17 protein-coding genes are annotated in these 13,493 nt (G+C 39.8%); 10 read left to right on the top strand and 7 right to left on the bottom strand.

Going from position 1 to position 13,493, the window contains the following annotated elements; genetic code table 11:
- Positions 1 to 105: 105 nt before the first annotated feature.
- Positions 106 to 1,356 carry a diaminopimelate decarboxylase gene (gene lysA / locus Q0688_RS24550; RefSeq protein ID WP_299083550.1) on the bottom strand — a complete coding sequence of 417 codons (1,251 nt, stop codon included), beginning with the start codon at positions 1,354 to 1,356 and terminating at the stop codon, positions 106 to 108.
- Position 1,357: 1 nt separating this feature from the next.
- Positions 1,358 to 1,504, bottom strand: a complete 147-nt coding sequence (locus tag Q0688_RS27710; RefSeq protein WP_367179835.1) for a lipoprotein — start codon at positions 1,502 to 1,504, stop codon at positions 1,358 to 1,360.
- 336 nt (positions 1,505 to 1,840) lie between these two features.
- Here Q0688_RS27710 and rraA point away from each other — a divergent pair, with 336 nt between their 5' ends.
- From rraA to Q0688_RS24530, 4 genes are all read left to right on the top strand, one after another.
- A complete protein-coding gene (rraA, locus tag Q0688_RS24545; protein WP_299083547.1) occupies positions 1,841 to 2,326 on the top strand; it encodes a ribonuclease E activity regulator RraA in 486 nt (161 codons plus the stop codon).
- Positions 2,327 to 2,406: 80 nt separating this feature from the next.
- A complete protein-coding gene (locus Q0688_RS24540; RefSeq protein ID WP_299083544.1) occupies positions 2,407 to 3,144 on the top strand; it encodes a transporter substrate-binding domain-containing protein in 738 nt (245 codons plus the stop codon).
- Between the two features lie 216 nt (positions 3,145 to 3,360).
- Positions 3,361 to 3,747: an SRPBCC domain-containing protein gene (locus Q0688_RS24535; RefSeq protein WP_299083541.1), complete on the top strand. Its 387-nt coding sequence runs from the start codon at positions 3,361 to 3,363 to the stop codon at positions 3,745 to 3,747.
- Positions 3,748 to 3,792: 45 nt separating this feature from the next.
- Positions 3,793 to 4,146, top strand: coding sequence for a hypothetical protein (locus tag Q0688_RS24530; RefSeq protein WP_299083538.1), 354 nt, complete (start codon positions 3,793 to 3,795; stop codon positions 4,144 to 4,146).
- 4 nt (positions 4,147 to 4,150) lie between these two features.
- Here the strand turns inward: Q0688_RS24530 and Q0688_RS24525 are convergent, their stop codons facing one another.
- Positions 4,151 to 5,005, bottom strand: a complete 855-nt coding sequence (locus Q0688_RS24525) for an alpha/beta hydrolase-fold protein (RefSeq protein ID WP_299083535.1) — start codon at positions 5,003 to 5,005, stop codon at positions 4,151 to 4,153.
- A gap of 324 nt (positions 5,006 to 5,329) precedes the next feature.
- Between Q0688_RS24525 and Q0688_RS24520 the strand changes: the two genes are divergently transcribed.
- The 4 genes from Q0688_RS24520 to Q0688_RS24505 all read left to right on the top strand — a co-directional run bounded on the left by Q0688_RS24520 (position 5,330) and on the right by Q0688_RS24505 (position 8,505).
- Positions 5,330 to 6,076, top strand: a complete 747-nt coding sequence (locus Q0688_RS24520; RefSeq protein WP_299083532.1) for a hypothetical protein — start codon at positions 5,330 to 5,332, stop codon at positions 6,074 to 6,076.
- Positions 6,077 to 6,182: 106 nt separating this feature from the next.
- Positions 6,183 to 6,980 (top strand): hypothetical protein, encoded by a 798-nt coding sequence (locus tag Q0688_RS24515; RefSeq protein ID WP_299083529.1) that lies wholly within the window; start codon positions 6,183 to 6,185, stop codon positions 6,978 to 6,980.
- Positions 6,977 to 7,744: a DUF6090 family protein gene (locus Q0688_RS24510; protein WP_299083527.1), complete on the top strand. Its 768-nt coding sequence runs from the start codon at positions 6,977 to 6,979 to the stop codon at positions 7,742 to 7,744. The genes Q0688_RS24515 and Q0688_RS24510 overlap by 4 nt, the downstream gene beginning before the upstream one ends.
- Positions 7,744 to 8,505 carry a hypothetical protein gene (locus Q0688_RS24505; RefSeq protein ID WP_299083525.1) on the top strand — a complete coding sequence of 254 codons (762 nt, stop codon included), beginning with the start codon at positions 7,744 to 7,746 and terminating at the stop codon, positions 8,503 to 8,505. The genes Q0688_RS24510 and Q0688_RS24505 overlap by 1 nt, the downstream gene beginning before the upstream one ends.
- Positions 8,506 to 8,518: 13 nt before the next feature.
- On the opposite strand, the gene Q0688_RS24500 is transcribed toward Q0688_RS24505, so the two are convergent.
- Positions 8,519 to 9,241, bottom strand: a complete 723-nt coding sequence (locus Q0688_RS24500) for a transposase (RefSeq protein ID WP_299083522.1) — start codon at positions 9,239 to 9,241, stop codon at positions 8,519 to 8,521.
- 97 nt (positions 9,242 to 9,338) lie between these two features.
- On the opposite strand from Q0688_RS24500, the gene Q0688_RS24495 reads away from it, so the two are divergent.
- Positions 9,339 to 10,055 (top strand): divalent cation transporter, encoded by a 717-nt coding sequence (locus Q0688_RS24495; protein ID WP_299083519.1) that lies wholly within the window; start codon positions 9,339 to 9,341, stop codon positions 10,053 to 10,055.
- A 62-nt stretch (positions 10,056 to 10,117) separates the two neighbouring features.
- Here the strand turns inward: Q0688_RS24495 and Q0688_RS24490 are convergent, their stop codons facing one another.
- The 3 genes from Q0688_RS24490 to fldB all read right to left on the bottom strand — a co-directional run bounded on the left by Q0688_RS24490 (position 10,118) and on the right by fldB (position 11,974).
- A complete protein-coding gene (locus Q0688_RS24490) occupies positions 10,118 to 10,525 on the bottom strand; it encodes a biopolymer transporter ExbD (protein WP_299083516.1) in 408 nt (135 codons plus the stop codon).
- 113 nt (positions 10,526 to 10,638) lie between these two features.
- A complete protein-coding gene (locus Q0688_RS24485; RefSeq protein ID WP_299083513.1) occupies positions 10,639 to 11,424 on the bottom strand; it encodes a CLCA_X family protein in 786 nt (261 codons plus the stop codon).
- A 7-nt stretch (positions 11,425 to 11,431) separates the two neighbouring features.
- The gene (fldB, locus tag Q0688_RS24480) at positions 11,432 to 11,974 is read right to left on the bottom strand and encodes a flavodoxin FldB (protein WP_299083511.1); all 543 of its coding nucleotides are present in this window, start codon (positions 11,972 to 11,974) and stop codon (positions 11,432 to 11,434) included.
- Positions 11,975 to 12,264: 290 nt separating this feature from the next.
- Between fldB and Q0688_RS24475 the strand changes: the two genes are divergently transcribed.
- A complete protein-coding gene (locus Q0688_RS24475) occupies positions 12,265 to 13,386 on the top strand; it encodes a hypothetical protein (RefSeq protein WP_299083508.1) in 1,122 nt (373 codons plus the stop codon).
- Positions 13,387 to 13,493: the final 107 nt, after the last annotated feature.

The following is a 13,493-nucleotide window of genomic DNA, read 5'->3' as shown; positions in this document are numbered from 1 at the left end:
AATAGTTATATCATTTCAGCGAAAGACTGACTATGTCTTTAAACAGATACAGGCCAAATAATCGTAATAATGTCGTAATAAATGCCTAAAAGCATTAAGAATTAATTATGTTGGTATGTGCTCACTTTCAAATAGTTGCTCTATTTTCTCGCGCTCTCTGACCAGATGCATTTTATCTCCGTCAATTAGTACTTCAGCAGCTCTGCAGCGACTATTATAGTTTGACGCCATAACAAAGCCGTAAGCTCCCGCACTGCGCACGGCCAGATAATCGTTGGGTGCAATACGCAATTCACGTTCTTTACCAATAAAATCACCGGTTTCGCAAATAGGCCCAACAACATCATAGATGGCTTTTGGTCTTTCGAGTTCAGCGTCTACAGGGATAATATTTTGCCAAGCAGAATAAAGAGCGGGGCGCAATAAATCATTCATGGCGGCATCAACTATGGCAAAATTTTTCTCAGCACCTTGTTTGATAAGCTCAACTTTAGTCACTAAAACTCCAGCATTGGCCATAATGGCGCGACCGGGTTCAAAGATAACTAATAACTCTTCCCTCCCTTTTAAACGTTCGGCTATGGCTTGTGCATATTCAGACGGAAGCGGTGCTTTTTCGTTGTCGTAGGTCACACCTAACCCACCTCCAACATCAAGGTGTTGAATGAAGATTTGTTGTTCAGCTAATTCATCTATTAAGGCTAACAAAATGTCTAAGGCATCAATAAAAGGCGCTAAATCAGTCAGTTGAGAGCCAATATGGCAATCAATGCCAATTACATTTAAAAAGGGTAAGCTTTGGGCGTAAGTGTATATTTCGACCGCCTGTTGGCGCTCTACTCCAAATTTGTTGTCTTTAAGGCCAGTGGAAATGTAAGGATGGGTCTTAGCATCTACATCTGGGTTCACTCGAATAGATATAGGTGCTTTTTTACCAAGTTGTTCGGCGACTTGGTTTATCCGCGCTAATTCACTACGTGATTCGACATTAAAACACTTAATGTCTTGTTGTAAGGCAAATGCAATTTCTTCGTGAGTTTTACCAACGCCTGAAAATACAACTTTACGAGGATCGCCACCTGCTTTGAGAACTCGGCTAAGTTCTCCACCTGATACAATGTCAAATCCCGAACCTAGTTTAGCCATGACATTTAAAACGGCCAAATTTGAATTGGCTTTTACGGCATAACAAATTAAATGAGGCTGGTTACCCACAGCTGTATCAAACGCATGCCAATGCCGCTCAATGGTGGCTTTGGAATAGACGTAACAGGGTGTGCCGTAAGTATGGGCTACGGTTTCAAGGGCTACGTTTTCAGCAAATAATTGTTGGTTTTTGTAAGCGAAGTAGTCCATATTAATTTTTACCTTGAGTAACAGATTCAGTAGTGGGTTTTGAGACTGTGGTGTTAGTGGTAGGCTTTTCGGGCAAATATAAAGCGCGTTTTTGACCACAAGCTGTCAACATGAAAACAACTAATAAAGACAAACCAAGTACTCTCATTTTTGCGTTGTTCACCATCACATTAACCTCGATAATTTTTAGTCGGTAATCATACTCATTCCCAAAGACAAAAACAAAGAAGTGCTCAGCACTGAATGGCTTATTTTAAGCAATATGAAATAACCAAAAATACCAAACCACATAAATAGGTTTGGTGGCGAATCGAACCTTGTACCTGCAAGGTGAGTTTGGATTGAGGGGAGGCTATTGAATCTCGCTGAGTGATCAATTGTTAGGATGGATTGGTATAAGACTATAGGGCAAAATTTGTTTAAGGCTGGATTTGCTCACTACTAGCAGTATACTCATGTTGTCTAGCCTAATTTTGGAACAAACATGGATTACAATACTTCTACTCTTTGTGATGTTTTTGCCGACAGTGTTGACGTGGTTGAACCCATGTTTGTAAGTTTTGGAGGCCGCACTTCCTACGGTGGAGAGATTACTACTGTTAAGTGTTTCGAAGACAAAGGACTGGTGTTAAAAGCATTAGATCAACCTGGCGTAGGTAAAATATTGTTAATTGATGGAGGCGGTTCAATGCGCAGAGCATTAATTGATGCTAGTGCCGCGCAGTTAGCTTTTGATAACGGCTGGGAAGGCATTGTATGTTATGGCAGCGTGCGTGAAGTCGATGATTTAGAAGACATCAATATTGGTATTCATGCTATTGCTTCAATTCCTGTGAGTGCCGATGATCAAGAAACAGGTGAAATAGATGTAGCGGTTAATTTTGGTGGCGTAACATTTTTACCTGAAGACCATTTATATGCCGATACTACAGGTGTTATTTTATCACCAGAGCCATTAGATTTAGAGTAAGTTTTTACCCCGAAATTAATTGTCGAGTCTTTCGTTTTTGATTATGATTGAACAAAATATCTTTCGAATTTATTTCAACAATGCAAAATTTTTTAGGAGCGGGTTTTATTCGTAATTGTTTGTTATTGGTGTCGGTACTTTCCATAAAATGTTTTGCAGATAGCCCGCAACTACAAGTTGTGACTGAATTGTCACCTCCCTACCAAACATTAATAAACAATGAAGTGTCTGGCTCTGCGACCACTGTGGTAAAAAGTATTTTATCAGCTTCTAAAGTGTCAGCTTCGTTCAATTTGTACCCTTGGGCGAGGGCTTATCACAAAGCCATAACTGAACCAAATACCTTAATATATTCTATTGCTAACACTGCAGAACGTGATGAATTGTTTCACTGGTTATTACCAGTAGTGGAGTATAAATTTGGCTTGGTTGCATTAAACACCAACCAAACTGCAATGAAGATCACTCAGCTCAAACAAGTTTCAAATTTTGTTCTAGCAGTGCAACGCAACGATATAGCTCATAAATGGGCACTAAATTACGGTTTAGAAGAAGGAAATCAGCTGATTGTCTGCTCAGACATAGGTTGTTCTTGGCGACTGTTACTGAATAAAAAAGTTGATTTTATTGTTGAATCGCCAGAGCTTATCGAAAGTATGCTAATGCAATATGACCTGCCAATAACATCAGCAAATTATACCCTAGCCATCCCCGAATTAGAACTCTCAGGCTATCTTGCCGCCAATAAAAATATTGAGCCTGCAATATTAGAAAAATTAAGATTAACCATTAAAAACGGTTTTTTTACTCCTCAATAATAGGCATAAGTTTCACTCCTTTGTTAAACCAGCAACTCAATTTCGCATAGCAATAGGCGCCGTTGGTACCAAGTTGTTTTCAAATTTCCCATTTGTTTGATGAAATACTCGAATATTTTATTTATGTAATATCAATGGGGTCAGAGCATTTGATATTTAACTTTTCAAATGCTCTGACCCCATTGATGTGCTAAACCAACAATAACGGATTTCACCATGTCAATTCATCAAGATATAACCATTAAAAGTAGTATTGAAAGTGTTTACGAAAGCCTTACTAACGCCTCAAAATTTTCTGAATTATCGGGAATGCCAGCTGAGATAAAACCACAGTCTGGCGACAAGTTTTCAATTTTCGGTGGGATGATTTCAGGAATAACAATTGAAGCGGTATTAAATTTACGATTAGTGCAAGCTTGGCGAGTGGCTAATTGGGATGAAGGTATTTATTCAATTGTAAAATTCGAGGTTATAGAAATTAGTCAAGACGAAACAAAAATCTGTTTTGACCACAGCGGTTTTCCGCCAGAACATGAGGAGCACTTGACTCAAGGTTGGCACGATAGATATTGGCAACCAATGAAAAAATACTTGGAATCTTAGCGTTTGTTGATTTATCAATAGCACTTAATTGAAGGAGGAAATAATTTGCCTAGATTAAACTACGTAATAACCATTATTTTATTATCTCTAGTGCCTATGCAAGCCGTTGCTTCTGATTTTGTTATTTTATGGGTAGGGCTTGGTAGTTTAATTATTGCTGTATTACTGATTATCATTGGTTTAGTTGCCTATTCTGCTAAGAATCGAGATAAGAAGCGTGGGCTTTTAGTCGTTGTAATTATGCTGACCTTGTTTGGGGTATTGTTAATCTTTGACGAAGCATCACATATGAACGATTTAGATTTATATGGGATGTTGGCAACTGTGTTGATCCCAGGCTTGTTGGCTTTTTTATTGCCACTATGTTCGTTGACAAAAAATGGCAATAAAAACAAATAAAGTTTTAAGGTGAATCGCTATCTTTAAGGTCCTTGGCATTTTTAACTAACAACCAATCTAATCCATGTCTAAAAGATTCGGTAATCACCGAAAAATGCCCATAGCCATCGAGCATTTTTGTTTCAAGTGTGAAAGGGGCGGTGTTTGCATTGGACCAATGTTTCACCCATTTATCAGACGGGAGTCTAAATCTCGCGTCATCTAAGCTGCCTTTAGCAACAAACAATTTAGTCTTGTGAATGCTATTGTTAGGTTTAAGAAAAAACTCTAAATTTCGATGCAGAGCAGGATTGCTAGAAATATGCCCATAAAATAACTCTGGCTGAGTTAACGCGTTATATAACACAAATTGTCCGGCTAGCGACTGCCCAAAAATAATTCGTTTTTGAGGATCAACAGGGTATTTTTCTTCGATGGTGGGTAAGATATCCTTGATTAAGGCCTGTTGGAATTGACTCGCACCACCCCAGTAACTGCGTTCACTGCTTGGCGCAGTGTAGTCAGTACTGCGAAAATTACCTGTTTCAAAATCATTGCTACCATAAGAAATCCCCACCAGAATCACCTCAGGCACCACGTCTTCATGGCGTAAGTAATTATAATAACCCGCCAACATCGGATATACCGCACCACCATCTAATAGGTACACCACTGGATATTGGCAATTAGTACAGTCTTGATAACTAGCAGGTAACTTAACCAATAAGTGAAAATCACGCTTTAGTACTTTGGATTCAAGCTTGAGATACTGAGTGTCAATAATAGACTGCATACCCAGTATGGAGTCATTTTTGGCGAATGCTTGAGCCTGAATAACAACCATCAAACTAAAACTAATAGCAAATGTGAATAAACGCATAATGTTTTCCTAAATCACTGCATATACATAGTTTTACTACACTCAGACGAGTTGCTCATAACTAATCAGCTGAATACCACTAAAAAACCGCCTAGTCGCAATTAGAGTAAATCAATGGGGTCAGAGCATTTGAAAAATTGAAAATATCAAATGCTCTGACCCCATTGATTTTGGGACTTGTTTTACTCCTCTCACTGTTTAATGTATGGTTTTTAACCAAGCAAAGATCTTCTTGTGTTACCTTACAAAAGCTCCGTTTATATGGTTTGCATTGCGTTGTAAATTGGTAAAACGGAATTTTTATAATCAAAAAAGAGCATCTTAATGATCCTACGCAGTGTGACCAAACACGTAAAAGACCAAAACTGGTTTGCGGTATTCCTAGACTTTTTCATTGTGGTCGTTGGGGTATTTATTGGTTTACAAGTAGCGAACTGGAATGAAGCGAGACAAAATTTAGACAAAGAACAGTTTTATATCGAACGGTTAAAAGAAGAATTAACGGTAACCATTGAGCGATTGGAAGGTGCGTCCCAATTATACTTAAAGAGTATAAACGCCATTCAATTGTTGTTAGATGCGCGCAATGCCTATCAGCTAAACCCAGACACCTATCAAGCCGATGAAGATGATTTAATCATTGCATTTGTCGACATAACAAGAGGCAGGGTTCCCGCCAGTTCCCCAGCTGTGTTTGAGGAAATGGTTGCCAATGGTGAATTGGTGTTAATCAGAAACTCAAAACTGCGCCAAGCTTTATATGAATTTGACGAATTTTCTAAAGTCTCTATTTACGGTTGGAAAACGCTCAGAGATCAGTTGCTCAATGCCATGCAGCCCACAACAGGCATCTTGATTTACAAAGCCAAAACCACCGCTGCATCTTATTCACAAGCAAGATATGTTGAACCCGACACATTTGATTTAACGCGTTTACTCACCCAGCCCAACCTGTCAGGTGCGCTAAGCACTGCTATGGCAGCGCAAGAAAACCAACTTACCTTTGCCCGAAGGCAGTTAAAATTAGCCAAAGCAATACAAGCGCAAATCGAATCTCAAAATGATTATTAACATGGCCTATTTATTTCCTTTAAACAAAAGAAATCAATGGGGTCAGAGCATTTGATTTTTCATTTTCAAATGCTCTGACCCCATTGATTTTTGAGGAATCTGAATAATGCTTCTAAGAAGAATTACAAAACACCTAAAAGACCAAAACTGGTTTGCTGTCACGCTCGATTTTATCATTGTTGTAATTGGCGTTGCGGTGGCGATGATGGGACAACAGTGGCTCAGTGAAAGAGACCAAAGAACCAACACCGAACAAGCCGAGAAAGTGTTACAAGATGATTTACACAGAAATTATTTTAATGCCAAAGAAAGAGTGGCTGTTTCAAAATGTAGAATTGAAGCCTATCAATCTATTGCACAAAAATTATTAGAGCCCGAAGAAGAATGGATTGGTATGCCCAGAGAAGAGGTAGACGTAGTTGGCATCATAACTGCGCTGCCTAATTTATTAAGATCACCCAGTCGTGGATGGGGATCAAATAACTGGCATGCTGAATTGGGACGAGGCACCTTTAGCTCAATGGATATTGATCGACGAAATCGCATTGATAGCTTATTCAAACAAACTGAACATGCAGAAAAGTTACAAAGAGAAATATACACATTACAAGGCCGCATCAAGACTTTGGCTTTTTCAACGCGAATTGGTAAAAGAGATCGATTGCGTTACCTTGATTCACTTGGAGAGATGGATCTCAAAAGCGGTTTAATGGAGCTGATAGCAGGTCAAATAGCCACCAGTATAGAAAATATAGGAATTGATTTATCTCCTGAACTGATAATGCAAGGCAATGAAATCGTAGCAGCACATAATAAGTTTGCTCAAACTGTCTATGGGGATTGCTATGTGCCTTTTAATTTGAATGCAGTGACTGAACCTAGCCAGCAGGATGCTCAACCATGATTTTGCGTAGCATTTCAAAAGCCATACGTCGCCAAGATTGGTTTACTGTATTGATTGAAATTGCCATTGTGGTGATAGGTCTTTTAATCGGTTTACAGATCAATAACTGGAACGAAACACGGGCAGATCGCGTCAAGGAAACCGCGTTTCTGGCGCGTTTGGCAGTTGATGTTAATGGTGCTCGAGAGCAATTGACGGCATTTGTTGCGGAGCGAGAAAATCGCCTTCGCACCATTGCGCGTGTAGAAAATATGTATTTCGGTGACGGTGAAATTGAGCCGTTAAGTGAGTGGCAATGCAGACAATTTGCCAGTATGCATCTGATTACCCTCCCGCCAATCGCAGTACCAAGCATTACAGAAGCCTTTGCGGGCGGTAGAATTGATTTACTTTCAGAAACGGCGCTTATCCAGGCACTTATTGTCGTGGAGCAAAGCGAGGATCGTTTGCGGACTGTGATTGAAAGCATGCGTATGAATTTTCCAATGCTAAGCCAGAAATATCCAAATGCGATTAGCTGGAAGCGTGCAACAGACTTACGCAATAGTTTAGATAAGGTTTTTGAGACAGAGGGATACCAAATGGCTGCAGACTGTCACTTCCTCGAAGCGGCACCCGAGCAAGAGTTCTTAAGTGATGTTGTTGTAGGTCTGCAAAAAAACCAGTGGTATGTGAATTTCTTAAACAGCCATTTAGCAAAACTCGATCAACTAGCCGAAGCGTTGGTTGGTGCGCAAATCTCAAGTGTATCGGAGAACCATTGATGCTTTTACGAAGAATAACCAAACACGTCACTGACCAAAACTGGTTTGCGGTATTTATTGATTTTTTTATTGTAGTGGTGGGTGTGTTTATTGGTATTCAAGTGGCGAATTGGAATGACGCGCGTACTTTAGATTCTCAGGAGCGTGAATTGCTGATTGAGCTTAAACGTGAAATCGAAAGTGACGCCACAAACGCTAATATTTTACGAAACCATTTTGAAAATGTTCACGCTGCGGCAAAGCGTTCACTTTTGTTTATGGATAAAGGTGTTAGTTGCAATGACCAGTGCTGGTCTGTTTTAGCCGATTTTTTTCACGCATCTCACTGGTTTCCCGTAGTGATTAAACGCTCAGTTTTCGCTGAAATGAGACGACAAGGACTCCCCCGCTCTCGAGACATAGTGACAGCAGTTGAGAAATATCATTCTCAAAATTATAATGCCTTGGTTCTAGATGAGCTACCAAGATATCGTGAGGTTGTTCGGAGCATTTTACCTGTAGCTGTTCACGAAGCCTATTGGTCAAACTGCTGGCGCTTAGAAGCTAGTGTTGAAACTATTCGCTACGATGACTGCCCAGCAGCGGTTTCGAACGATATAGCTGCCCAAGTTGTGGAGTCCATTCGGCAACATCCAGATATTCGCACCACACTCACATTTTGGCTGAGCGAAATCACACCAACTGCCGGAGAGTTAGACATTCAACATGAAGCAGCTCTGCAAGCGATTGATAAAATTAATGCCGAGTTAGGAAAAAAATAAAAAATCAATGGGGTCAGAGCATTTGATTTTTTTGCTTATGCAAATACTGGCGTGATTTTCGGTCTCCACCTCGCAACTTAGATGTAGTTTGCCTTCCTGTTGTTATTTCTATTTGTGCTTTAAAGCGATCATTTCCTAAGACCCAGCCATGGTTAATGGACTCTCTTATTTCTTTTAAGGTGCTTTCGGAAATTTGCTGTTCGAATAATGCTAGGTAACTTTTTTGTCTTGCTTGGTCGGTATTTCCTAATGATTGGTATATTTCGTAGGGTGTTATCAATTCAATGGGTATGCCTAGCGCATTTCGATGAAAGCTTGACCATGAGTATGCAGCAGGGTGTTCAACCATATTGGCGCGCACTGGATTCATTTCAATATATCGACTAACGGTTAAAAAGTAGCCTTCGTTATCCACTAAAGTCGATTTATAACGGCCTTGCCATAATGTGCCGCAACGGTCGTACTTTTTATTAATATACCTAACATAGTAAGCGCCTAATCTTTGTATCAAGCGACTTACTCCTGTTTTATCGCTTGGGGTGGCCAATAAATGCACGTGATTGGTCATCAAAACATAAGCGTGAATGGCAACTAATAGTTTTTCGCTAAACTCTTTTAGCTTAGCAAGATAAACTTTGTAATCTTGTTCGTCAAAAAAGCATATCTGTCGATTATTACCACGCAAAATGATGTGCTGTGGGATGTTGGCTAGATTTAGTCTTGGGAGGCGAGCCATAAGATAGCCCTCAGAGAAGTAACATATATAATGTAGGCTGTGATTTGTAACAAATCAAATGCTCTGACCCCATTGATAATTGAGTTAAGGAATAATAATGTCGCTGCTTTTTATTGTCGTGATCACCACCTTTTTGGCGGGCTTGGCTATGCCCCTTGGTGCCGTGATTGCTTGTTTCGAAAAAGTGCAGAGTGATTGGCTCGAGCAAGAATTTAGGCATGCAGTAATAGCTTTTGGCGGAGGGGCGTTGTTGTCGGCCGTTGCTTTGGTTTTAGTGCCTGAAGGTATTAATCATCTGCAACCTATGATTGCTTGTATTTGGGTGATTGTTGGTGGGTTTAGTTTTATGGCTTTGGATATTTACTTAACTAAAAGCAATACTCCTGCTAGTCAACTGGCGGCTATGTTGTCTGATTTCATTCCAGAGTCGATTGCCTTAGGTGCGGCATTTGCTACAGGTAATAGCCATGCATATTTGCTTGCGGGGTTAATTGCGCTGCAAAATTTACCCGAGGGATTTAATGCATATCGTGAGTTAAATGCTTCATCTGTTTATCGAGCTTCAAAAATTATTCTAGTCTTTATTTTAATGGCAGCTCTTGGCCCACTTGCAGCTGTATCTGGTTATTTATGGTTATCTGAATCCCCGCAAATTATCGCTGCTGTTATGCTGTTTGCTTCTGGCGGTATCTTATATGCGATTTTTCAAGATTTGGCACCTCAAGTGAGGTTAGATAAACATTGGGCGCCACCGATGGGGGCGGTGTTTGGTTTTGTTTTAGGTATGCTGGGTTTGATGTTAACTTCAACATAAAAAAAACGCCGCTATTCAATGAATAGCGGCGTTTTTAATTTTTTTGAAACAAAGTATTTGGTTTATTTACCAACCAAGACAGAGACGTTTACAATACCGGCTCTTTTCACTTCGTTGATTACTTCAGTGACATCACCGTGTTTGGCTTTTGGATGGGCCTGAACAGCGGCTGAGTCTTGATTATTTTCAGCCAAGAAGCTCTGAATGTTGGCTTCTACGCGGCGAATATCTACCTGACGGCCATTAACCACAATAGTACCGTCTTCATTTACGCGAATAGATAGCGACTTAACATTAGTCGGGGGTGGTGGCGTTTTTGAATCTTTAGGACGATTAACTTCTAAGCCTTTCTCTTTTACAAAAGAGGTGGTCACAATAAAGAAGATAAGCATGATGAACACTATGTCCAACATGGGAGTCATATCAATTGCAGCATCTTCGTCAGAACTGCCGTGCTTTTTTCTTTTCATCGGTATAAATCGCCAATTGGGTTAAAACAAGATTGCCTAGTATAAAGACAGTTGCGCCTAAGAGCATCTATTAATTATCGTAATATTAACAAAAAACTCTCATTTAAGGTTTTTTACGAGTCTATAGCCTGCCCCAAATGAAAAAAGTAATCCAGTATATTTTTAGAAATTATTGCTCTTAGTTCTTCAGTTGGGTAAATCCCCATCTTAGCTTCTGGGCTTTGTTTTGTGCCTTGAACCAAGAAAGCATTTTTTATTGGGTTATCTTGAATGCATGCTTCAAACGCTCTGGCGGCCAGCTCTTGAGGCTGTGCGTAGTAAAATGTTTTTAGTATTTTGTCGGCCTGGGCACTGCGCTTAACGTATTCATTAGGCTGGCTTTTATCCATTCCTAAAAAGATGGTTTCAAAACACTGACTTAGCTTTTCATTTAATCTATGGGGTCTTTGTCCGTGGTCTTGCAGCCAGCATTCGGAAGCAAACTGCCCTGCTGAAACATGAACAAATAATTTGTGGCAAATATAATGGTCGAATCCATGAAACCATTCGTGGGCCAATGCGCCGCCGCCAGCATTTTTGGCCAATGCAAGCCTTTTGGTTTGGGCATCATAGTGAGCGTTACTATGTTTTTTACCACCACTGCCAAAGGCCAATGACAAACTACCGTTTAAGGAAATTACAGTTTCGGGTATTTGTAGAATGTCCATTAAATCGCAAAGGGCGTCAAAAAATAAATTGGCCGCAATTTGTTGTTCTGTCGGTGTGACCCATTTACCAATTGTAACGGCTCGAAAGCCAAAAAATTTTACAATATCTCTAAAGCTTACATCGGCACCATCACGGTGGGATTGACCGTTACGGTAGTAAGGTTTATGAAGGCGAGAAGTAGGTAAGGGCAACTTAGGTCTATTTGGAATTTATTTCATCTAGCAATTGGTGACACCAAGAATCGATACGGCTGTCGGTGAGATCATACTGATTTTCATCATCAAGGCTCAAGCCTACAAAATAACTTTTATCTTCGATCAGCGCTTTTGAGGCAATAAAATCATAGCCTTGGTTAGGCCAGTAACCCACAAAATCACAACCTAAAACTAATAACTCATCATGTAGCATACCCACGGCATCTTGAAACCATTCGGCATAGCCAAGTTGATCCCCTAAACCAAAAATGGCCACCGTTTTATTGGTTAAGTCTAGCGCCGCGATATCTTGCCAAGAGGACTCCCAATCTTCTTGCAGTTCGCCAAAATCCCAAGTAGAAATCCCAAATATTAAGGTGTCAAAGGCTTGGGTTTGCGTCAGTGCAACATCTTTAATATTAAATATTTGTACGCAAGTATATCCAGCTAATTGATTAATCTTATCTTGAATTTTTTCAGCTGCCATTTCTGTATAACAAGTAGTTGAACCGTAAAATAGGCCGATTTTCAAATTGTGATTGGTCATGTATTCCTAATTTAAAATATTGGTGGGTAGAGTGGCTGTTTTATCTCTATTTAAATCTATGCCAGCATTTTTACTATTGTGGTGATTATAAGCAAGGATGCGTAAATTTCAGCATACTATTATACAAATAGCATTAATGGCTCTTAACCACTAGTCACTCACCATTTCAAAAAAGGCTGAAGTTGCCACTAATTACTATTCATGAGGATAAGTTTATATTTCTTCGGGATTTTGTGTAAGGTAAACTATTTTGCTTATTCACAGTATATTGACAGAAAATTGGACGGTTAATGAAAACATACTTGGTGTCTATTATAGGGATTTGCAGCTTCTTAATGGGTTGTAAAGGGGACTCTGGGACTTTGCCAATAGAGTCAAACTTACAAGTCAATGGCCATTGGATATTGGAGCAAAATGGTCAAGTGATGCTTAATCCGCAAAGCTCTGGATTAGTAAAATGGCGTGATGGGTTGTTGACCTTAAGCGACCGCAGTGCCGCCCCTTCACAGCGTATGCGGCTTAGAAGCATCGCCAAAGAGAATGCGCAATTAACCGGCCACGATTTTCCAATGGTTTTATCAGATAGACTGCAAACTAGCTGTTTTGCTTCTTATATTAGTGATAATCCAGACTTAGAAGCACTTACCGTTGATCCTGATAACGACCAAGTGTTTTATATCGTTACTGAAGATGCAACTTATGCCGAACCTATGTCTGACGGTTGCCAAGAAAAATATCGAGATACTGGCTCTACCACTCACCCTACTTTGCTTGTTCGACTTGAGTTACAAAACAACAATAGTGCGCTGATAACACACATTCGTCCCCTACAATTCTCCGCTGAGATGCAAATTGGCAACTTTCCTAATGATGGTGTAGAAGCCTTGGCTTTTGGCCAAAATCGTATTTTGTATCTAGGTATTGAAAAAGACACTCATAAACAGGCGAGGATTTTTTCACTGCAGATGACTAATGATTTTTGGCAGTCAGATGAATTTGCTCCTTTGTCAAAATTTAATGTGAAACTGCCAGAATTTAAAAGTGGCAATCATCCCATCAATGGTATGGACTATTATCAAACGCCAGATGGACGAGAGTATTTGCTGGTGGCTGCCAGAAACGATGAAACATTATGGGTGGTGGATTTATTAGGAAAAAAAGAAACCCGTATATTGCCCATCGATTTTTTCGCCGAAATTCAAACCAACAGTGAAGGGTGTGAAAATTATGAAGCCATGGACAATGCCTCAATTGAAGGGGTTGCTGTGGTGAATCAAACCTTGTGGCTAATTAACGACCCATGGAAAGCGGTGTACTTAAACAATGTGCAATGTGAGCAAAATCGCAAACACTATCAAATGTTTGCGCCATTATTGTATAGCTTGCCTATTGAGCCCAGCTGGTTCGACTGAATCCAGCCATAAACACTGATTGGAACATTCTAAAATTTTTTAATGTGGTTGTCTGAATAGCTAGGGTTTATTCGTCAGTCTATTGAAAGCCAATATTTGCTTTTATA

The organism is uncultured Paraglaciecola sp. (assembly GCF_937123705.1).
Classification (GTDB): Bacteria; Pseudomonadota; Gammaproteobacteria; order Enterobacterales; family Alteromonadaceae; genus Paraglaciecola.
Note: the sequence above shows the minus strand (reverse complement) of the source record. Positions and strands in the feature narration are given on the sequence as shown.